Genomic DNA, 18,319 nt, shown 5'->3' with positions numbered 1-18,319 from the left:
CCTAACCCCTGCGGCGCTGCCAGGCCAGGCTGTGTAGGACGAGTGCGGCGGCGAGAGCCATCAGGCCGCCGGCAACGAGGCCAGGCGAGAGGATGCCGAGGAGGTACATCCACTCTGGCGGGCCGAAGCCCGAGCTGGTACCGAACGGATCGTTCATGGTCATTACCGGTCCTAGCGCGGCCCAGAAGCCCAAGGTAATGGCGCCTGCCCCCAGCAGCCAGAGGGCCAGCAGGAACGGATTGAACTTCGACCGCGGGGCCGGAGCGGCATCGTGCTCCTCTTCCCGCCCGGCCAGCTCGGGTGGTACGACCTCGGAGATGCCCGCCGCGCCGGTCAGGTCGGTGGAGGTGGGATGGGCCGCCGGGGTGGGACGGGCCGCCGGTGCTGCCGCGAAGCCGGCTTCAGCCCGTTCGTTGCCAGCGCTACCCGCCTTAGACCCGTTACCCGCTGTCCGGCCCGCGGGCTCTGCGGAAAGGTCCTGCGGCCGGCCGTCGGCCGGTAGCCGGTGCCCGCGCTGGTAGATCGGGTCGTACCGGTCATCGAACTGCTTCATGGCGTCCCCCAAATTCTCTTGCAGAAAAATCTACCCGAACTTAGGCCGCGCTGTTAGGCTTGCACGCATGGGAACACTGATTTTCGAGTAGAGACGGTCTCCGCTGTACCGGCCGGCTCCAAAGCTGCCCAAAAGAAAATCCTGCTTGTTGAGGCTGTGCCTCCGAGTTCTTTTCCCGTACCTCTTGATGAAAAGACCCGTTTTGCCGGGCTTTGTTCCGGCATCTGGCGCATCCTCTCAGGCGTACATCGCTGAAAACGGAGGAACCATGACCACCATCGACAACAACCCTGACGCGGCCAAGGCCGAACTCAACGTCCATCTTGCCCCCGCTGCCGCTGAGAAACTGAGCAAAGAGCAGCAGCAGCGGCTCACTGACACCAAGGGCGCCAAGAGCCCGGGGGACCTGCCCGGCTGGCACAGCATCGGCAACAGCCACAAGCCCACGCATGCCAGCAACAGGCGCGGGCCAGCGGAGAAGAAGGTCCGCTGGTAGCAGCGGGCTCACCACCGGCAACCCAACCAACGGCACAGGCTCCGGTTCAGTCGCAGGACTGGACCGGAGCCTGTTCCGTCCCGGAACCGGTGGGACCGGAAACGGTGACGCTGTCAGCGGTAGGTGCTATTCGGCGTCGTGGTCTGTTTCGAGTACCTGCACCAGGGCGTCGAGGGCCGCATCGGCGCCGTCCCCCTCGGCCCGCAGCACTACCTTGGAGCCGTGTTCGGCGCCCAGGCTCATCAGGGACAGGATGCTGGAGGCGTCCATGGCCTCGTCGGCGGGGGCACCTTCCAGCGCGATGGTGACTTCCACCGGCTGGTCTCCGGCGGCCTCGGCGAAAATGGCGGCGGGGCGGGCGTGCAGGCCAACGCGGCTGGCGACGGTTGCGATACGTTCGGGCATGGTTTCTCCTTTGTGACGGGACGTGCTTAGAGTCCGAGGGTTTCAAGCAGGGGCAGTTCGGCGCGCACGGCGGCGCGGGCTTCGGCAGCACTGTCAGCTCGCAGCGCCAGGGCGGCCAGTTGCTGGGCCTGCTCCAGCGGAACGGACTTGAGTACCGCGGCCACGGCGGCCAGCGAGCGGGCGCTCATGGACAGCGAGTTGATACCCAGGCCAACAAGTACGACGGCGAGGGCCGGGTCCGCGGCCGCCTCGCCGCAGACTCCCACCGGCTTGGGTGCTTCCTGCAGACTGGCCGCGCCGTCCACGGTGGCCTTGACCAGGTGCAGAACGGCCGGCTGCCAGGGGTCGTTCAGCGCCGCCAGCGGGCCGAGCTGCCGGTCCGCAGCCATCGTGTACTGGGTCAGGTCATTGGTGCCGATGGAGGCAAAATCCACTCGCTTGAGGACCGAGCCGGCGGTCACCGCGGCGGAGGGAACTTCCACCATGACGCCCGGTGTTTCCAGCCCAGCTGCCTGGCACAGTCCGGCGAACCGGCTGGCTTCCTCGGCGGTGGAGATCATCGGCGCCATCACCCAGACCTCGGCCTCGCTCTGGCCGGCCGCCGTGGCGATGGCCTGCAGCTGGCGCTCCAGCACGCCGGGGGTGGCCAGATCCGTGCGGTAGCCGCGCACGCCCAGCGCCGGGTTGGGCTCGGTGCTGTCGGTCAGGAACGGCAGCGACTTGTCGGCGCCGGCATCCAGCGTCCGGACCACCACCTTCTTGGCCGGGAAGGCGTCGAAGACGGCTTTGTAGGCGGCGACCTGTTCGTCGATAGTGGGTTCCGCATCGCGGTTAAGGAAGCAGAATTCGGTGCGCAGCAGGCCAACCCCCTCGGCACCTGCCTCGGCGGCCTTCAGGGCATCGTGGCCCCCGCCCACGTTGGAGAGCAGCGGGACCAGGTGGCCATCCGCCGTCATACCCGTGCCGTCAAAGGGCTGCAGCGGTTCACGGGAGGCATAGGCCGTAGCGAGGTCGCGCTCTGCCTCCCCCGGGGAGGACGTGACAATGCCCGTGGCGCCGTCCACGAAGACCTCGGTGCCCGGAGCCAGCTTCGTGGCACCGGTGGCGGCGACGACGGCGGGCAGCCCGAGCGAGCGGGCGATGATGGCGGTGTGGGACTGCGGCCCGCCGCCGGAGGTGACCAGCGCCAGCACCAGCGCCGGATCCAGCGTGGCGGTGTCCGCCGGTGCCAGGTCCTCGGCGGCCAGCACGAACGGGACGTCCGAGGCGGGGATGCCCGGGGCCGGTTCGCCGCGCAGCTCGGCCACGATCCGCGCGCGGACGTCGAGCACGTCGGTGGCGCGTTCGGCCATGTAGCCGCCGAGCGACTTGAGCTGTTCGGCGACCTGCTCCGCTGCTTCCCAGATGGCGCGTTCGGTGCCGCGGCCGGCCTCCAGCAGCTTGACCGCGGACTTGAGCAGCATCGGATCCGCGGCCATCAGCGCGGTAGCCTGGAGGACCTCGGCCGCCTCCTTGCGTGCCCCGGCGGCGCGGTCCTTCAGCGCAGCCTGGACCGTCTTCGCCGCGGCACGCAGCCTTTCGGCCTCTCCTTCGGCGGTGGCTCCGGCCGGCAGCCCGGCGCCGGGTGCCGGCTCGGCGACGGCCGGTGGCATCTGCAGAACCGGCCCGATCACTCGCCCCGGGCTGACGCCTACTCCGGTAATGCTGGTCATTGCGTACCCCTTGCTCAACTACTAGATGGCTTGTCTGTCAGCGTAGGCTGCTGCGGCCTAGGCCGCGACAGTTTCTGCCGGAGCGGTCTTCTTCGTTGCGTAGCGTTTCAGGGCCAGGACGGCCAGGGCCGAAATGATAGCTCCCACCACAACGGCTACAACAAACATAACCACATTGCCCATCGCAAAGAAGACGAAGATGCCTCCGTGCGGCGCTTGCGAGGTCACACCGGTGGCCATCGTCAGGGCGCCGGTTACCGCTCCGCCGAGCATGCTGGCGGGAATTACGCGCAGCGGATCGGCCGCGGCGAACGGAATGGCGCCTTCGGAGATGAACGCCGCTCCGAGCAGCCAGGCGGCCTTGCCGTTTTCGCGTTCGGCCAGCGAGAAGCGCTTGCGGTCCAGCACCGTGGCCAGGGCCATCGCCAGCGGCGGCACCATGCCGGCCGCCATCACGGTGGCCATGATCATCCACGGGGCTTGGTTGTCGGCGCTGCCCGCACCGAGACCGGCGACGGCGAAGGCATAGGCAACCTTGTTGACCGGTCCGCCGAGGTCGAAGCACATCATCAGACCCAGGATGATGCCCAAGGCGGCGGCGGAAACACCGGTCAGGCCGGAGAGCCAGGCGTTCAGCGCAGTGGTCAGGCCGGCGATCGGGCCGCCGAGCACCAGGAACATCAGGCCCGAGGCCACAATGGAGGCCAGCAGCGGGATGATCACCACGGGCATCAGGCCGCGCAGCCAGCGCGGGACGGACCATTGCCCGATCAGGTGGGCAATCCAGCCGGCCAGCAGGCCGCCGACCAGGCCGCCCAGGAAGCCCGCGCCCATGAAGCCCGCAACCGCGCCGGCGGTGAAGCCCGGGGCGATGCCCGGCCGGTCCGCAATGGCATAGGCAATGTAGCCGGCCAGCGCGGGGACCAGGAAGGCCATGGACAGCGCGCCGATCTTGAAGGCGACGGCACCCAGGTAGGTGAGCAGTCCGCCGTCGGGCAGGTTGCCGAAGTTGTTCTCCAGCACCACGGTGTCCGCAACATCGGTGATGGCGTAGCCGCCGAGCAGGAAGCCCAGCGCAATGAGCAGTCCGCCGCCGGCAACAAACGGGATCATGTAGCTAACGCCGGTCAGCAGGGCGCGCTTGAGCTTGGCGCCGATGCTTTCGCCGGTCTGGCCGGTCTGGTGCGAGGCCACGTCGGCGGTGCCGCTGACGCGCCGGGCGTTCGGATCGTCCGCCGCGGCCAGCGCCTCGCGGAGCATCACGTCCGGTTCGTCGATGGCCCGCTTGACGGGGGACTGGATGACCGGCTTGCCCGCGAACCGTTCCTTCTCGCGCACATCGACGTCGACGGCGAAGATCACGGCGTCAGCCCTGTCGATGACGGCCGGATCCAGCGGTGTCGCGCCGGCCGAGCCCTGGGTCTCGACCTGCACCTCGATGCCGGCCTCCTTGCCCGCGGCGACCAGGGAATCGGCTGCCATGTACGTGTGGGCGATGCCGGTGGGGCAGGCCGTGACGGCAACGAGGGACTTGGGGCGGTTGGGATCGGCTGCGGCAGCAGCGGCGTGCCGGCCGTGCTGGTCGGTAGCGGTAGCGGTGGCGGTGCCGGCGGCGGAACCGGCTGCACCGGCGCCTGCCGTGGCACCGGCACTGGAACCCGCAGCGGCGCCGGCCGGAGCACCTTCGTCCGGGAAGAGCGCGCCGTTGACCAGTGCCACGATGTCCGCAGGCGACTCGGCGGCCCGCAGGCTGGCGGTGAAGTCCTTCTTGATCAGGGAGCGGGCGAGCTTGGAGAGCAGCTTCAGGTGCTCCTTGTCGGCTCCCTCGGGCGCGGCGATGAAGAAGACCAGGTCGGCCGGGCCGTCCTTGGCGCCGAAGTCCACGGCGGGCGCCAGCCGCGCCATCGCGAGCGTGGGTTCGAGCACCGCAGTGGAGCGGCAGTGCGGGATGGCGATGCCGCCGGGCACCCCGGTGGCGGTCTTCTGCTCGCGGGCGACGGCGTCGGCATAGAGGCCGTCGAACCCGCTGGCGCGGCCGCTGGCGAGCACCACCTGGGTCAATTGCCGGATCACATCCTGGCTGGTGGTGCCGAGGTTCTTATCCAGAGTGACAAGTTCTTCGGTGATGAGGTGGGACATGGCGTCCTCCTTGTGGGCTTGGAAGGAATGAAGTCAGGGTGCGGGAACGGAAAGCGAGCTAACGACGACGGCGTCCGGCGTCGTCTGTGACAGGGCGGGCAGAGTGGTGCCGGGCAGTGCCGCGGCCGCGGCACCGTGGGCTACGGCCTGGCGGAGGCAGTCCGCGGCGCCCGCGCCCGAGCTGTGCGCGAGCAGGTAGCCGGCCAGGGAGGAATCCCCGGCCCCCACGGTGCTGCGCGCACTGACCGGCGGATGCGTGGCGTACCAGGCGCCCTCCCGGGTGACGAGGACGGCGCCCTTGGAGCCCAGCGTGGCCAGCACCGCCTCGGCGCCCTTATCCAGCAGGAGCGCGGCGGTCTGCGCGGTGAGTTCCGGATCCGCCTCCAGCGCCGCCTCGCTGTGGACGCCGGCCAGCTCGGCCAGCTCCTCCGCATTGGGCTTGACCAGATCCGGCACGGCGGCCGGGCCGGCGGCAAATGCCTGGCGCAGCGGTTCGCCGGACGAATCCACGGCAATCCGCGGAGCTGCGGAGCCGAGTTCTTCGCGGACGCGGACGGTGAGCCGGGCGTAGAAATCGGCTGGTACGCCCGGCGGCAGGGAACCGGCGAGCACAAGCCAGGCCGCGCCGTCGCACTTTGCCAGCACCGCCGCGGCGAGCTCCTCCTGCCGGTTGCCGTCCAGGTGCGGGCCCGGTTCGTTGATCTTGGTGGTGGTGCCGTCCGGCTCGGTCAGCGTGATGTTGCTGCGCAGGGCCTGACCGATGGGCAGCCCCACGTAGGCCAGGCCGTCCTGCCGCAGCCCGGTGATCACGGGATCCTCGGGGTCGCCGGGGAGGACGGCCAGATTGGCGACGCCGGAGGCGGTCAGGGTGCGGGACACATTGACGCCCTTGCCGGCCGCCTGCTGGGAGGCGGCCACCGCGCGCTGTACGCCGCCGCGGATCAGGGAGCCGGGCAGTTCTACTGTGCGGTCCAGGCTGGGGTTGGCCGTAAGGGTGATGATCATGCCACTACCACCTCGACGTCCGCGGCCTCGAGCGCCGCGGCCAGCGCGGCCGGGGGTGCGGCGTCGGTAATCAGGGTGTCGATTTCTTCAAGGCCGGCGAAGCGGACCAAGGTTTCCTCCTCGAGTTTGGATGAATCCACCAGCGCGACCACGCGGCGGGCACAGCGGACTATTGCAGTTTTCACGGCGGCCTCCAGAGCGTCCGGGGTGCTTAGGCCGAAGCCGGCATCGATGCCGTTGGCTCCGATGAACGCGATGTCCGGGCGCAAGGCGGCAAACTGTTCCAGCGTCCGCGCGCCGATTCCGGCGCTGGTCAGGCCGCGGACCCGCCCGCCGACCATTTCCAGCTGCAGCTTCGAGCCGGTGGAGATCCGGTAGGCGATGGGGACCGCGTGCGTGATGACCAGCAGGTCTTCGTGCCGGCCGTTGGACTCGGAAGCCAGCAGTTCGGCCAATTGCTCCGTGGTGGTGCCGGCGTCGATCACCAGCGAGGCCGGGCCGGAGGGAATGAGCTCCAGCGCCTTGCGGGCAATCCGCTGCTTCTCCTCGTGCCGCTGGAGCTGGCGGCTGCCCAGGCTCTGTTCGCTGGTGCTGGCACGGCCGGCCGCCACGGCGCCGCCGTGGACCCGGCGGAGCACGCCCTGCTGCTCGAGGGTGGCGAGATCGCGGCGGACGGTTTCCTTGGTGATGTCGAAGCGGTCCGCAAGTTCACCCACGGTGGCCCGGTTTTTGACGGCCACAAGCTCACCGATCTTGCGGTGGCGTTCGGCGGCAAACATGTTTTCTCCTTCGAGAAGTCGGACCGGGAGGGGGAGTGACTGGCATCACGTGGATCTTTGTTTTGATGACTTTATCTGTGTTTGTTTCTGCTTGTCAACGAAAACCAACATAAAAACAGAAAAGCGGGCCTCCAAAGGTTTTGGAGAGCCTCTGATGCAGCTCTTATACAGTGGGTGCCATGAGGGCCGATGTGCGCAGGTTGATGCTGCTCCAGGCCGGCAACGTGCTTTTCCTGATGGCCGGACTGGGTGTGGTGGTGATCGGGGTGGACGCCCTGACAGCGCTGCTGGTGGGGTCCTCCGGGAACCTGGGGCTGGGCGGGTTCGGTGCCGTTGTGATGATCGGCGGCGGCCTGCTGTCCCTGGTCTTCGGCGTCTTCGCCTATCGCTGGACGGCACGCGGGGAACGCTACGCGCCGCTGTTCGGCGTGCTCGGTTGGGCGGTGCTGTGGCTGCCGCTGTCCCTCGCCGCGGCCGTGCTCACCGGCGGGCATCCGGTTGCCTCGTTCATCGCCACCGGGATCAGCGGAGTGGGAATTGTGCTTTCATTGGTCGCGCTGGGCAGTAAGAAGCCGCGCTGACCGGCCTGCCCGCATGGTGCCACCGCCCGGCACGCGCGATGCCCTCGGCCCGCGAATGGTAGAAGTAGTCCATGACGACTGCCGTATGGTCCCGCCCCGAGGATGAGCGCGCCGGCACCGAGCTGCTGGTCATGATCCACGGTTACGGTTCCTCCGAGGAGCGGGTGCTGCCGCTGTTCGAGGCGCTGCCCGCGAACGTGACCGGGGTGGCGCTGCGCGGCCACTTCGATGTCGGGGCCAACTACGGCTGGTTCCTGCTGGACGCGTTCCTTGCCTCGGACTTTGCCGACGTCGTCAGCTCGGCAAACAAGGTCTTCGCCTGGCTGGACCCGGTGCTGGCATCCGGCAAGTTCACCGGGACCAGCCTGCTGGGCTTCTCCCAGGGCATGGCCATGGCGACAACGCTGATCCGGCTGCGGCCCACGGCCTTTCGTGCCGCCGTCGGGCTTTCAGGTTTTGTGCTGCAGAACGAACTGCTGACCCTGACGGATGACCTGGACGGCACGCTGCCGTTTTTCTGGGGACGGGACGCCGCCGACGTGGTAATCCATCAGGACGCGGTGGACTATGCGGCGGACTGGCTGGAGGCCCACACCCGGCTCACGGCGCGCACCTATCCCGGGATGGGGCACAACATCGGGCCGGAAGAGATCCGCGACGTCGGCATTTTCCTGAAGGCCTACCTGGGCTAGAGGCCGTTGTCCCGGGTGTCGTCCCTGCGGACGGTCTCCCCTGTGTGCGGATCGTGCAGCTGGCGGCTCTCGGTCACGCGGCGCCTGCTGGTGCCCGCCATGACTACCGAGATGATCAGGCCGAGCACGCCAACGCCCATCAGGATCCAGCCGACCAGCGTCAGGTCGATAAAGTCGACGACGTCGGCCACCGCGAACGCGAGGATGGCGCCGATGGCGATCAGGGCAATCGAAGATCCGATTCTCATAACCAACTACTCCTTGTTCCTGACGCCCGCCTGCCAGTGGCCGCGGACGTCGATAGAGGAATACTGCGGTACTTTCCTCAGCATACTGATCTTGTTCCCGTGCGGGGGAAAATTGCCGGTTCCCGGCGTGCTGCCGAGCCGGTGATCTAGTGTTAAAGCGAACGGCCATGTCCGCTACCTCAAGGAGGACTTCGTGGCGAAGAACAGGAAATTCAACCCGGCGGTCAAGATGGCTGCCGGCGCGGCTTTTGACGAGAAGGGCAACCCCAAACCGGGTGTTGCCAACGGAATTATGAAGGCTCTTGATGTCCAGCGCCCGCTGGTACTGGCCAACCTGAACCGGCTGCGGAGCAAGTATCCGGAGGCCTCGCCGGCGGAGCTGTCCGCGAAGCTCGAGAAGTACTATTTGTCCGCCATCACCGGGGGCGGGGCGGCCGTGGGCGGATCCGCACTGATCCCGGGCGTGGGCACCATCGCCGCCCTGGGACTTTCCGCCGCAGCGACCGTAGGATTCCTGGAGGCGACCGCGCTCTATGCCCAGTCCATCGCTGAGCTGCACGGAATCCACACGGACAACCCGGAACGGTCCCGCACCATGGTCATGGCCATCCTGATGGGCGAAGAAGGCAGCGCCCTGATCCGTGAACTGGCAGGCCAGACCAACGGGCGGAACAAGCCGGGCCAGGCATGGGGCAACGTCATCGGCACCAGCATGCCTGCGGGCATGATGGGCACCATCATGGACAGCATGCGCCGGCGTTTCCTGAAGAAGTTCCTGGCCAAGCAGGGTACCGCCCTGCTCGGCCGTGCTGTGCCGTTCGGTATTGGTGCCGTGGTGGGCGGTGCCGGGAATCACATGATGGGCCGACGCGTCATCGAATCCACCCGCGAGGCCTTCGGCGAGCCGCCGCTGACGCTGCCGATGCCCCTGGTGGAGGAGCTGGCCCAGCGCAAGCACCTGATTCCGCGCAAAAAGCTGATTCCGGGCAGGCGCAAGGAGCTGGCGGCAGGTGCCGATGGTGCAGCTGCAGGCGCGGTGGTGGGCGCGAGCTCGTTGTCCACGACGCATGCCGGGCCTGAGTCCTCCCAGCCGCCTCGGCCCGAGGATCTTGCGGCGTCGCCCGGGCCGGACCTGCCGGCCGAGACGGACCCGCAGACCGGGCAGCACCGCGGGGCCGAGCCGGACGACGTCTGACCGGGCCTCGCGCTCCGGGTTGGGAGGGTGCTCCGCGAAGGGCGCGTGCTCCGCGACGCTCCGGAGCACGCGCCCATTGCGGAGCTAACCGAAGATGGCGTGCGCAACGGCGAAGATCACCAGTCCGGCCAGGGACCCTACCACCGTGCCGTTGATCCGGATGAACTGCAGGTCCCTGCCGACCTGCAACTCGATCTTGCGGGAGGTTTCCTCGGCATCCCAGCGCTCCACCGTTTCGGTGATGACGGACGCGATCTGGGACCGGTAGGTCCGGACCAGGTAACCCGCGGCGTCCTCGATCCAGCCGTCCACCTTGGCCGCGAGTTCCTTGTCCGTGGCCAGCCGGTTGCCGAAGTCGCGGACGGCCGTGGTGAACTTGCGGCTGAGCTCGCTCTGCGGATCCTCGACGGCCTCCAGCAGGGCGCGCTTGAGGGTGTCCCATGTCCGGACCGCCAGCTGGCGTACTTCCGGGTCGCCCAGTGCGTTCTTCTTGAGGTTTTCCACCCGGGCGATCATGTCCGGGTCGGTCTGCAGATCCTGGGCCAGCGACTGGAGGTAGACGTCAAGCTGCTGCCGGACCTGGTGCTCCGGGTCCGCCTGTACGGCGGCGATGAACTTGTACAGCTCGAGGTGGACCTTGTCGCCCATCAGCGAGTCCACAAAGGAAGGAACCCAGGTGGGGGAGCGGTCCGCCACCAGACGGGCCACCGTTTCCTGGTTGTCCAAAACCCAGTCAGCTGCACGGTCCAGGAGCAGTTCCACCAGTTTCAGGTGGTGCCCGTCGTCGAGCAGCCGCTTGGCGAGCTTGCCCAGCGGCGGGCCCCATTCCGGATCCAGCAGATGCCGCCGCGCCATCGACTCGATGACGTCCTGGACATCCTCGTCGTTGAGGACCAGCATTGCCGCGCGGATGGCGGTGGCGCCTTCCCTGGCCACCCGGTCCGCGTTTTCGGGCCGGGCCAGCCAGGCGCCGGTTTTTGCGGAAACCCCCAGCGAGGCGATCTTGGTTTTGACCACCTCTTCGGAGAGGAAGTTCTCCTCCACAAAATAGCCGAGGCTGGCGCCGATCTGGTCCTTCTTGCGCGGGATGATCGCCGTGTGCGGGATCTTCAGGCCCATCGGGTGCTTGAACAGCGCCGTGACCGCGAACCAGTCCGCAAGTGCGCCCACCATGCCGCCTTCGGCCGCGGCGCGGACGTACTGCAGCCAGGGATACTGCTCCTGCAGGGCGAAGGACACAATGAAAATCACCGCCATGAGCCCCAGCATGCCGGTGGCCAGGCGTTTCATCTTCGTCAGCCCGGCGGCGCGTTCGGCGTCCCCGATAACGCTGCGGCCGTCGTCGTACATCAGCTGTGTGGTCATCTGGCCTCCGCGGCAAAAAGTTCTGGGACCCGTCAAGCTAAGTTAACCAGTCCGCCGTCGTGAAAGCGGGTTCCGGTCGGCAAATTCACGTACGGTGAAAACCATGAAGCACAAGATCTTCGCCCATCGCGGTTCCAGCGAACAGTACGCGGAAAACACCCGGGCCGCCTACCTGCAGGCGATTACCGACGGCGCCGATGGGCTTGAGTGCGACATCCACCTGACTGCGGACCTGAAGCTGATCTGCTTCCACGACTTCGATCTGGACCGCACGTCCACCGGTACCGGCCACGTAGCCGACCACACGCTCGAAGAGCTGCTGCGGCTGGACTTCTCGTCGTGGCGCGGCGTGCCGATTCCGCCTGAGTACGGTGGCGTGGCGGACCAGTTGCTCACGCTGGACGCGCTGATCGACCTCATGCGCGAGGCCGGCCGGCCGCTGGACCTGGCGATCGAGCTTAAGCATCCCAGCCCGTTCGGCCAGACCCTCGAGGACGAACTGCTGAAGTACCTGATGGCGGAGGGGTGGGACCCGGAGACGTCAAGGTTGGACAACCTCAAGCTCTCGTTCATGAGCTTCCACCCCGACACAGCCAAACATCTGGAAGACCATGTGCCTACGGACCACTTGTGCCAGTTGCTGGACAACATTGAGGCCGAGGAGATCAAGAGTTCCCTCTTCATGGGCTCCCTGACTGTGGGCGCCGTAGTGGCGCTGCTGCGCCGGGCGCTATCCGAAGGCGAGGCGCTGATCGAACAACGCGCCGTGGGGATGGCGGGCCCGGGCGTCGACTACATCAGGTCGCACCGGCCGCTGATCGAGCGTTGGCTCGCGGCGGGCCTGCGCTTCAGGGTTTGGACCGTCAATGACCCGGAAGACGTCCGGCTTTGCCACGAGCTGGGGATCCACGAAATCACCACCAACCGGCCCGTGCAAGTGCGGCAGTTGCTGGAACAGCTGGAGGCCGGTTCCTGAGCTTGCGGTGTCCGGCAGACGTTGCACCCCCGAGGACGGCACCAGCAGGGCGGATAGTCGCGGCAGATTAACCCGGACCGTGGCACACCCGCTCCTGCCTGTGGTTGAGTGGAGAAATGGCATCTCCAATTGAGGACTACGCGCTCATATCGGATCTGCACACGGGGGCACTGGTCTCCAGGGACGGCAGCATGGACTGGCTCTGCTTCCCGCGCTTCGATTCAGACTCCACGTTCGGTGCCCTGCTGGGCACACCGGAGCACGGCCGCTGGCTGCTGGCGCCGGACGGTAGCCATGAGCAAACAGGCGTGCCGTTGGGCACCGGGCCCGCAGGGAAGGCGGCGGGTGAAGGCGCCGGGCCTGCCGAGAGCGCCCGCGACGCCGGCAAGGAGATCGCCCCCGACACAGCCGCGAGCGGCGCCGATGCGAAAGCCCGGGACCGGGACGGGTCTACGGAGGGCAAAGCGGATGCCGGCGGCACAGCTACGGCAAAAGTCGCCGACCAGAACCGGAACCAGAACCAGCGCCTGAAGGCGGCCGGGGGCAGCACCACCACGGAGGCCGCACACCGCGGCGGTGAGGTCCGCGGGCAAGCCAAAGACCCGCGCGGAGACCTCGCCGAGCGGGAAGAATCCGTCCACGCCGAGGAAGGCAAACTCACCGGGGCAGACGAGGAAGACGAAGCAGAACGCAAGAAGCGCGCCGGAGCCGCCGTCGTCGTCGAACGCAGTTACATAGACTCCAGCTTTGTGCTCCGCACGCATTGGAAGACGGATACCGGCGAAGCAACCATTACCGAATTCATGCCGGTGGGAGACCGCCGCGCCTCCCTTGTCCGGCGGGTAGAAGGTGTCAGCGGCACCGTGACCATCACCCAGGAGGTTGTCGTGCGGTTCGGTTACGGCGTGGTGGTGCCGTGGGTCAACCGGGTCAGGAACGCCGACACCGACGAGGAATCCATCGTCGGCATCGCCGGGCCGGACGCGGTAGTGCTGCACGGGTCCAACCTGCCCACCGCCAAGGAGCGCCGCCACCGGGGCCAGTTCGAGGTCAAGGCGGGCGAAACGGTGGACTTCGAGCTGTGCTGGTTCCCATCGCACCGCGAAGTCCCGGACATGATCGACGTGGACAAGGCGCTGGACGAGACCCTGAAGTACTGGCGCGACTGGTGCTCGCGCTTCCCGCCGCAGGGCGAATACCACGAGATGGTCAAGCGCTCGCTGCTGGTGCTGCGCGCGCTGACGCACGAGACGACCGGCGGCATCGTGGCCGCTCCCACGACGTCGCTGCCCGAGCATTTCGGCGGGGAACGCAACTGGGACTACCGGTACGTCTGGCTCCGGGATGCCGCCCTGACGCTGGAATCCATGATGACGCACGGCTATGAGACCGAGGCGCTGGAATGGCGCAACTGGCTCCTGCGCGCGGTCGCCGGTGACCCGGAGGACCTACAGATCATGTACGGCCTGGCCGGGGAGCGCCATCTGGCCGAGCGGGAGCTGGACCAGTTCCCCGGCTACGCGGACTCCAAGCCGGTGCGGATCGGCAACGGCGCCGTCGGGCAGTACCAGGCCGACGTGATCGGCGAGGTCATGGTCGTGCTCGAGAAGCTGCGCAACATGGGCGGCAAGGAGGACCACTTCTCCTGGCCCCTGCAGAAGGCGCTGCTGCATTACATCGAGAAGCACTTCGACAGCAAGGACCACGGCATCTGGGAGATGCGCGGCGAGAAGAAGTACTTCACTCACTCGCGCGTGATGATGTGGGCTGCCTTCGACCGCGGTGTCCGGGGTGTGCGGGACCACGGGCTGGACGGCGAGGCCGAGCACTGGAAGAAGCTCCGCGACGAACTGCGTGACGAGATCATGGACCAGGGTTTCAACAAGGAGATCAATTCCTTCGTCCAGACCTACGGCAGCACCGAAGTGGACGCTTCCCTGCTGGTCATCCCGCAGGTGGGCTTCGTGAAGTACGACGACGACGTGATGCTGGATACCGTGGCCCGCCTCGAGCAGGAGCTGGTCGAAGAGGCCGGCCTGATCCTGAGGTACCGGACGGAAGCCGGCGTGGATGGCTTGGAGCCGGGCGAGCACCCGTTCCTGGCCTGTTCCTTCTGGCTGGTGGAGCAGTACGCGCGGTCCGGCCGGATCGAAGACGCCCGCGAGCTGATGGACCAGCTGGTGGGCTACGCCAACGAGCTGGGGCTGATGGCCGAAGAGTACGACCCGGTGAACAAGCGCATGGCGGGCAACTATCCGCAGGCCTTCTCGCACCTGGCCCTCATCCGGGCCGCTGACGCCATCAACGGCCACGCGCAGGAGGCGCTGTAGCTCCCGTGGAGGACTAGTCTGGTGGGGTGAAGTTTTTGCAGTCCCCCGCGGTGAAGGTGGGGCTTTCCATCGCCATCGCCACCGGGCTCTACGGGATTTCGTTCGGTGCCCTGTCCGTGGCTTCCGGCCTGGATTTCTGGCAGACCATGGCCCTGAGTTTCCTGCTCTTCAGCGGCGGCTCCCAGTTCGCCTTCATTGGCGTCATCAGCGGCGGCGGCACCGGCATCGCGGCGATGAGCGCCTCGGCCCTGCTGGGCATCCGCAACGGGATCTACGGCATGCAGATGAACGCACTCCTGTCGCCGCGGACCTGGCGGAAACTGCTCGCCGCCCAGGTCACCATCGACGAGTCCACCGCCACTGCCTCCGGGCAGACCGACCCGGGCGAGCAGCGCCGCGGCTTCTGGGCCGCCGGGGTGGGCATCTTCATCCTGTGGAACCTGTTCACCGCCGTCGGCGCGCTCGCCGGCAATGCGTTGGGAGACCCGAAGCAGTGGGGACTGGACGGGGCAGCCGTGGCGGCGTTCCTGGCACTGCTGTGGCCCCGGCTCAGGGGCAAGGAGCCGGCCGCCATCGCCGTCGTCTGCGGTTTGGCCACGCTGCTGGCTGTTCCCTTCCTGCCCAGCGGCGTTCCCATTCTCGTCGCCGCGGGTGTCGCCGGGGTCATCGGCTGGTCCGCGCATAATCGTGTTCCCGCCGGCATGGCCCCGGACATCGAACCCTACGACGAGCCGTATTCCGAGCACGACTGCCACCACATGGTGCTGCCCGAAGACGCCACGGCCAGCCGCGGCCGGGCCGAGAACGGCCCGCAGGACAGGAGGCCCGAATGAGTCTGTGGTTCTGGATCATCGTTGCCTGCGTGGTCAGCTACGCCACCAAACTCGTGGGCTATCTGGTACCGGCGAAGTGGATGAAGAACGAGCGGATGTCCCGCGTTGCTGCCACGTTGACCATCGGCTTGCTGGCCTCGTTGACCGTGGTCAACGCGTTCTCCTCCGGGCAGCAGCTGACCTTCGATGCGCGGTTCGGTGCACTGCTGGCCGCGGCGGTTGCCCTGGTGCTGCGCGCGCCGTTCCTCGTCGTCGTCATCGCCGGCGCCGCTGCGGCGGCCCTGCTCCGACTTGCCGGCTGGGGCTAGGCCGGACCGGCAAACTCTGTGTCCGCGGACCCTTGACGCAGTTGCCATGGCGTCGGAAGGTGGGGGTGTTAGAGGAGGCGGTGACCATGGAGGAAAAGCGCTGGTCGGTGGAGATCGTCATCGACGAGTATGAAGGGAAAACGCGGGCCGAGGCGAAGTTGACGGCGGACGGCGGACGAGATCACAGGGGAATCGGCTTGGCCCGGCTCAACCCGATCGACTCCGATGTCCCCAGCATCGGCGATGAGCTGGCCGCGGCACGGGCCCTGTCGGACCTGGCGCATCAGCTGATCGAAGCCACGGCGTCGGATATCGAAAATTCGACGAAGGAGCGGGCGCACCTCAAGGGCTGACAGGGAGCGCAGCGCACTTAACCGCGCCGGCTGAGGAGCGCGCCGGCTAACTGCGCTGACTAACGACGGCGGCTGCCGCCTCGGCGATGACCTTTTCTTCGTCCGTGGGCACCACCAGGACGGGAATGGCGGATCCGGCGTCGGTGATCACGCACGCCTCCTCGGGATCGTCGGCGGCCTCGTTGGCTTCGCTGTCCAGGGTGATGCCCAACGGGCCGAGGCGGTCGACGGCGAGGGTGCGGAAGGCCGCAGAATGCTCACCTACGCCGGCGGTAAAGACCAGGGCCTGGGCTCCGCCGCAGGCAACATGGTAGGCGCCGACGTACTTGGCCAGCCGGTAGCTCGCCACCTCCAGCGCGAGGGCCGCCTTGGCGTCGTCGTTGTTTGCCGCTTCGACGATCTTGCGCATGTCGCTCTCTCCGGCGAGAGCTTTCAGGCCGGATTCATGGTTGAACAGGTCTTGCAGATCGTCCGGGGTCCGGCCGGCCTGCTGCAGAAAGAGCACCAGCCCCGGATCGAGATCGCCCGGCCGGGTGCCCATGACCAGACCCTCCAGCGGGGTCAGCCCCATGGAGGTATCCACGCTTTGCCCGCCGGAGATGGCGGTGGCCGAGGCCCCGTTGCCCACATGCGCAATCACGGCGCTGAAGGAACCGAGCGGGATGCCGAGCAGCCTGGCCGCCTCTCCGGTGACGTATTCAAAGCTGCTGCCGTGGAAGCCGTAGCGCCGGATTCCATGTTCGCGGTACAGCTCATCGGGCAGCGCATAACGCCAGGCATGTTCGGGCAAGGTGCGGTGGAAGGCCGTGTCGAAGACGGCAACCTGGGGAATGTCAGGCCACTTCTGGCCGATGGCCCGGATGCCTTCGGCGTTCGCCGGGTTGTGGAGCGGTGCCAGCGCGCTGAGGCGCTCGATCGTGGCCAGAACCTCGGGCGAAATCAGCACGGGGCGGTCATAGTCCTCGCCGCCGTGCACCACCCGGTGGCCCACGCAGTCAATGCGGCGGGAGCCGAGTTGGCGGTCCAGCTCCGTGGCCATGGCCTCAAGGGCGTCGGTGTGGTCGCGGACGTCACCGTCGCCGATCTGCTCGATGCTGCCATCGGCCAGAACGGCATTGTCATCCGAGGGGACCTCGCGCACCTGGTACTTCAGGGACGAGGAGCCGGAGTTGATGACGAGGATCAGCATAAAACGTGCCTCCCGGGGAAGTGTGGTCCACCCCATCCTGCCAAAGCCCGCCGCCACGGACTACCGCCATGGCAAAGCCTGTTGCGCCGCAGGTGGCTGTGTAAGACTGGGCTCATGCTTGTAGCCTTCTCTGTTTCTCCGTCCGGCGCGCCTGCCAAAGGGCCCGCACCGCACGACGCTTCGGTCCACGGGGCCGTCGCCGCCGCCGTGAAAATCGTCCGCGAATCAGGCCTGCCCAATAAGACGGATGCCATGTTCACCACCATCGAGGGTGAGTGGGACGAGGTCTTCGACGTGATCAAGCGGGCCACGGAGGCCGTCGGGCAGTTCGGTGAGCGCGTCTCGCTGGTCCTGAAAGCGGACATCCGGCCCGGCTACTACGGTGAGCTGACCGGCAAGGTGGAACGGCTGGAAGCAGCCATCACCGAAGTAGACCGTGCATGAACGCCGGGCCGGGAGAGCGCTGGGTGGAGGTGGAGGAGTACCTCACCGCCACGCTGGTCGGCGAGGACGAGGCGCTGGCCGCGGCCCGTGACGCCACGGTGGCCGCCGGATTGCCGCACATCGAGGTGGCCGCGCCACAGGGAAAACTGCTGATGCTGCTGGCACGGTTGACCGGGGCGCGGAAGGTGCTGGAGATCGGCACCCTGGGCGGCTACAGCACCACGTGGCTGGCGCGCGGACTACCTGACGACGGCGAAGTGGTCACCTGCGAGTACGAGGCTCGCCATGCCGAGGTGGCGCGGGAGAACCTGGAACGGGCCGGCATTGGTGCCAAGGTCAGCATCCGGGTGGGCGCCGCGCTGGACACGCTGCCGCAGCTCGAGGCTGAAGGAGCGGGCCCCTTCGACCTGGTCTTCATCGACGCCGATAAGGAAAACAACGCCAACTACGTCAACTGGGCACTGAAGCTGACCCGCTCCGGCAGCCTGATCGTGGTGGACAACGTGGTCCGCGGCGGCAGCGTCCTGGATGCGGACAACGCCGGTGCGGGTGGGGACGATGCGGAGGCGGCGGCCATCCGTGGCACGCGCGATGCCTTGGCGCTGCTGGGCAGCGATGGGCGGCTGGATGCCACGGCCTTGCAGACCGTAGGCTCCAAGGGCTGGGACGGCTTCGCCTTCGCGCTTGTGAAGTAGGCCGGTTTCCGGCCGGAGCGG

General features: G+C 67.5%; 20 protein-coding genes. 11 read left to right on the top strand and 9 right to left on the bottom strand.

Features of this window, described 5'->3' with window-relative positions; all coding sequences use genetic code 11:
- Position 1 precedes the first annotated feature (1 nt).
- Entirely contained in the window at positions 2-553 is a 552-nt protein-coding gene (locus B0G38_RS00945) for a hypothetical protein (RefSeq protein ID WP_264667695.1), read from the bottom strand.
- A 268-nt stretch (positions 554-821) separates the two neighbouring features.
- Between B0G38_RS00945 and B0G38_RS00940 the strand changes: the two genes are divergently transcribed.
- Positions 822-1,049, top strand: a complete 228-nt coding sequence (locus tag B0G38_RS00940) for a hypothetical protein (RefSeq protein ID WP_264667694.1) — start codon at positions 822-824, stop codon at positions 1,047-1,049.
- Between the two features lie 126 nt (positions 1,050-1,175).
- Here the strand turns inward: B0G38_RS00940 and B0G38_RS00935 are convergent, their stop codons facing one another.
- The 5 genes from B0G38_RS00935 to B0G38_RS00915 are packed head-to-tail and all read right to left on the bottom strand — an operon-like array spanning position 1,176 to position 7,089.
- A complete protein-coding gene (locus tag B0G38_RS00935) occupies positions 1,176-1,454 on the bottom strand; it encodes an HPr family phosphocarrier protein (RefSeq protein ID WP_169992307.1) in 279 nt (92 codons plus the stop codon).
- Positions 1,455-1,480: 26 nt separating this feature from the next.
- Positions 1,481-3,166 (bottom strand): phosphoenolpyruvate--protein phosphotransferase, encoded by a 1,686-nt coding sequence (ptsP, locus tag B0G38_RS00930; protein WP_264667693.1) that lies wholly within the window; start codon positions 3,164-3,166, stop codon positions 1,481-1,483.
- A 57-nt stretch (positions 3,167-3,223) separates the two neighbouring features.
- Positions 3,224-5,305: a PTS fructose transporter subunit IIABC gene (locus tag B0G38_RS00925; protein ID WP_264667692.1), complete on the bottom strand. Its 2,082-nt coding sequence runs from the start codon at positions 5,303-5,305 to the stop codon at positions 3,224-3,226.
- Positions 5,306-5,338: 33 nt separating this feature from the next.
- Complete coding sequence (locus tag B0G38_RS00920; protein WP_264667691.1) at positions 5,339-6,310, bottom strand: 1-phosphofructokinase family hexose kinase; 972 nt, start codon at positions 6,308-6,310, stop codon at positions 5,339-5,341.
- Entirely contained in the window at positions 6,307-7,089 is a 783-nt protein-coding gene (locus B0G38_RS00915; protein WP_264667690.1) for a DeoR/GlpR family DNA-binding transcription regulator, read from the bottom strand. The genes B0G38_RS00920 and B0G38_RS00915 overlap by 4 nt, the downstream gene beginning before the upstream one ends.
- 170 nt (positions 7,090-7,259) lie before the next feature.
- Here B0G38_RS00915 and B0G38_RS00910 point away from each other — a divergent pair, with 170 nt between their 5' ends.
- Positions 7,260-7,670, top strand: a complete 411-nt coding sequence (locus B0G38_RS00910) for a hypothetical protein (protein WP_264667689.1) — start codon at positions 7,260-7,262, stop codon at positions 7,668-7,670.
- 71 nt (positions 7,671-7,741) lie between these two features.
- A complete protein-coding gene (locus tag B0G38_RS00905; protein WP_264667688.1) occupies positions 7,742-8,362 on the top strand; it encodes an alpha/beta hydrolase in 621 nt (206 codons plus the stop codon).
- Here the strand turns inward: B0G38_RS00905 and B0G38_RS00900 are convergent.
- Positions 8,359-8,610 carry a DUF6458 family protein gene (locus tag B0G38_RS00900; RefSeq protein ID WP_264667687.1) on the bottom strand — a complete coding sequence of 84 codons (252 nt, stop codon included), beginning with the start codon at positions 8,608-8,610 and terminating at the stop codon, positions 8,359-8,361. The genes B0G38_RS00905 and B0G38_RS00900 overlap by 4 nt on opposite strands.
- 193 nt (positions 8,611-8,803) lie before the next feature.
- Here B0G38_RS00900 and B0G38_RS00895 point away from each other — a divergent pair, with 193 nt between their 5' ends.
- Positions 8,804-9,805: a hypothetical protein gene (locus B0G38_RS00895; protein WP_264667686.1), complete on the top strand. Its 1,002-nt coding sequence runs from the start codon at positions 8,804-8,806 to the stop codon at positions 9,803-9,805.
- A gap of 84 nt (positions 9,806-9,889) precedes the next feature.
- On the opposite strand, the gene B0G38_RS00890 is transcribed toward B0G38_RS00895, so the two are convergent.
- Positions 9,890-11,170, bottom strand: a complete 1,281-nt coding sequence (locus B0G38_RS00890) for a DUF445 domain-containing protein (RefSeq protein WP_264667685.1) — start codon at positions 11,168-11,170, stop codon at positions 9,890-9,892.
- A gap of 103 nt (positions 11,171-11,273) precedes the next feature.
- Here B0G38_RS00890 and B0G38_RS00885 point away from each other — a divergent pair, with 103 nt between their 5' ends.
- The 5 genes from B0G38_RS00885 to B0G38_RS00865 all read left to right on the top strand — a co-directional run bounded on the left by B0G38_RS00885 (position 11,274) and on the right by B0G38_RS00865 (position 15,970).
- The gene (locus B0G38_RS00885; RefSeq protein ID WP_264667684.1) at positions 11,274-12,146 is read left to right on the top strand and encodes a glycerophosphodiester phosphodiesterase; all 873 of its coding nucleotides are present in this window, start codon (positions 11,274-11,276) and stop codon (positions 12,144-12,146) included.
- Positions 12,147-12,250: 104 nt separating this feature from the next.
- Positions 12,251-14,476, top strand: coding sequence for a glycoside hydrolase family 15 protein (locus B0G38_RS00880; RefSeq protein WP_413542007.1), 2,226 nt, complete (start codon positions 12,251-12,253; stop codon positions 14,474-14,476).
- 26 nt (positions 14,477-14,502) lie between these two features.
- A complete protein-coding gene (locus B0G38_RS00875) occupies positions 14,503-15,309 on the top strand; it encodes an AzlC family ABC transporter permease (RefSeq protein WP_264667683.1) in 807 nt (268 codons plus the stop codon).
- Positions 15,306-15,617, top strand: coding sequence for an AzlD domain-containing protein (locus tag B0G38_RS00870; protein ID WP_264667682.1), 312 nt, complete (start codon positions 15,306-15,308; stop codon positions 15,615-15,617). Before B0G38_RS00875 ends, B0G38_RS00870 begins: the two co-directional genes overlap by 4 nt.
- Positions 15,618-15,703: 86 nt before the next feature.
- On the top strand, positions 15,704-15,970 hold the full coding sequence (locus tag B0G38_RS00865) for a DUF1876 domain-containing protein (protein ID WP_264667681.1): 267 nt from the start codon (positions 15,704-15,706) through the stop codon (positions 15,968-15,970).
- Positions 15,971-16,016: 46 nt separating this feature from the next.
- On the opposite strand, the gene B0G38_RS00860 is transcribed toward B0G38_RS00865, so the two are convergent.
- Positions 16,017-17,159, bottom strand: a complete 1,143-nt coding sequence (locus B0G38_RS00860; protein ID WP_264667680.1) for an acetate/propionate family kinase — start codon at positions 17,157-17,159, stop codon at positions 16,017-16,019.
- 114 nt (positions 17,160-17,273) lie between these two features.
- Here B0G38_RS00860 and B0G38_RS00855 point away from each other — a divergent pair, with 114 nt between their 5' ends.
- Both B0G38_RS00855 and B0G38_RS00850 read left to right on the top strand, forming a co-directional pair.
- Entirely contained in the window at positions 17,274-17,603 is a 330-nt protein-coding gene (locus B0G38_RS00855) for a thiamine-binding protein (RefSeq protein WP_264667679.1), read from the top strand.
- Positions 17,600-18,298, top strand: a complete 699-nt coding sequence (locus tag B0G38_RS00850; RefSeq protein ID WP_264667678.1) for an O-methyltransferase — start codon at positions 17,600-17,602, stop codon at positions 18,296-18,298. The genes B0G38_RS00855 and B0G38_RS00850 overlap by 4 nt, the downstream gene beginning before the upstream one ends.
- The last annotated feature ends 21 nt before the right edge of the window (positions 18,299-18,319 follow it).

Source organism: Crystallibacter permensis, from assembly GCF_025960875.1.
Lineage (GTDB): Bacteria > Actinomycetota > Actinomycetes > Actinomycetales > Micrococcaceae > Crystallibacter > Crystallibacter permensis.
This window is presented reverse-complemented; position numbering and strand designations above follow the sequence as displayed.

Coding starts and splice junctions, on each gene's coding strand:
- B0G38_RS00945 (WP_264667695.1), bottom strand. CDS start 553: ATGAAGCAGTTCGATGACCGGTACGACCCGATCTACCAGCGCGGGCAC.
- B0G38_RS00940 (WP_264667694.1), top strand. CDS start 822: ATGACCACCATCGACAACAACCCTGACGCGGCCAAGGCCGAACTCAAC.
- B0G38_RS00935 (WP_169992307.1), bottom strand. CDS start 1,454: ATGCCCGAACGTATCGCAACCGTCGCCAGCCGCGTTGGCCTGCACGCC.
- ptsP (WP_264667693.1), bottom strand. CDS start 3,166: ATGACCAGCATTACCGGAGTAGGCGTCAGCCCGGGGCGAGTGATCGGG.
- B0G38_RS00925 (WP_264667692.1), bottom strand. CDS start 5,305: ATGTCCCACCTCATCACCGAAGAACTTGTCACTCTGGATAAGAACCTC.
- B0G38_RS00920 (WP_264667691.1), bottom strand. CDS start 6,310: ATGATCATCACCCTTACGGCCAACCCCAGCCTGGACCGCACAGTAGAA.
- B0G38_RS00915 (WP_264667690.1), bottom strand. CDS start 7,089: ATGTTTGCCGCCGAACGCCACCGCAAGATCGGTGAGCTTGTGGCCGTC.
- B0G38_RS00905 (WP_264667688.1), top strand. CDS start 7,742: ATGACGACTGCCGTATGGTCCCGCCCCGAGGATGAGCGCGCCGGCACC.
- B0G38_RS00900 (WP_264667687.1), bottom strand. CDS start 8,610: ATGAGAATCGGATCTTCGATTGCCCTGATCGCCATCGGCGCCATCCTC.
- B0G38_RS00890 (WP_264667685.1), bottom strand. CDS start 11,170: ATGACCACACAGCTGATGTACGACGACGGCCGCAGCGTTATCGGGGAC.
- B0G38_RS00885 (WP_264667684.1), top strand. CDS start 11,274: ATGAAGCACAAGATCTTCGCCCATCGCGGTTCCAGCGAACAGTACGCG.
- B0G38_RS00870 (WP_264667682.1), top strand. CDS start 15,306: ATGAGTCTGTGGTTCTGGATCATCGTTGCCTGCGTGGTCAGCTACGCC.
- B0G38_RS00865 (WP_264667681.1), top strand. CDS start 15,704: ATGGAGGAAAAGCGCTGGTCGGTGGAGATCGTCATCGACGAGTATGAA.
- B0G38_RS00860 (WP_264667680.1), bottom strand. CDS start 17,159: ATGCTGATCCTCGTCATCAACTCCGGCTCCTCGTCCCTGAAGTACCAG.
- B0G38_RS00855 (WP_264667679.1), top strand. CDS start 17,274: ATGCTTGTAGCCTTCTCTGTTTCTCCGTCCGGCGCGCCTGCCAAAGGG.
- B0G38_RS00850 (WP_264667678.1), top strand. CDS start 17,600: ATGAACGCCGGGCCGGGAGAGCGCTGGGTGGAGGTGGAGGAGTACCTC.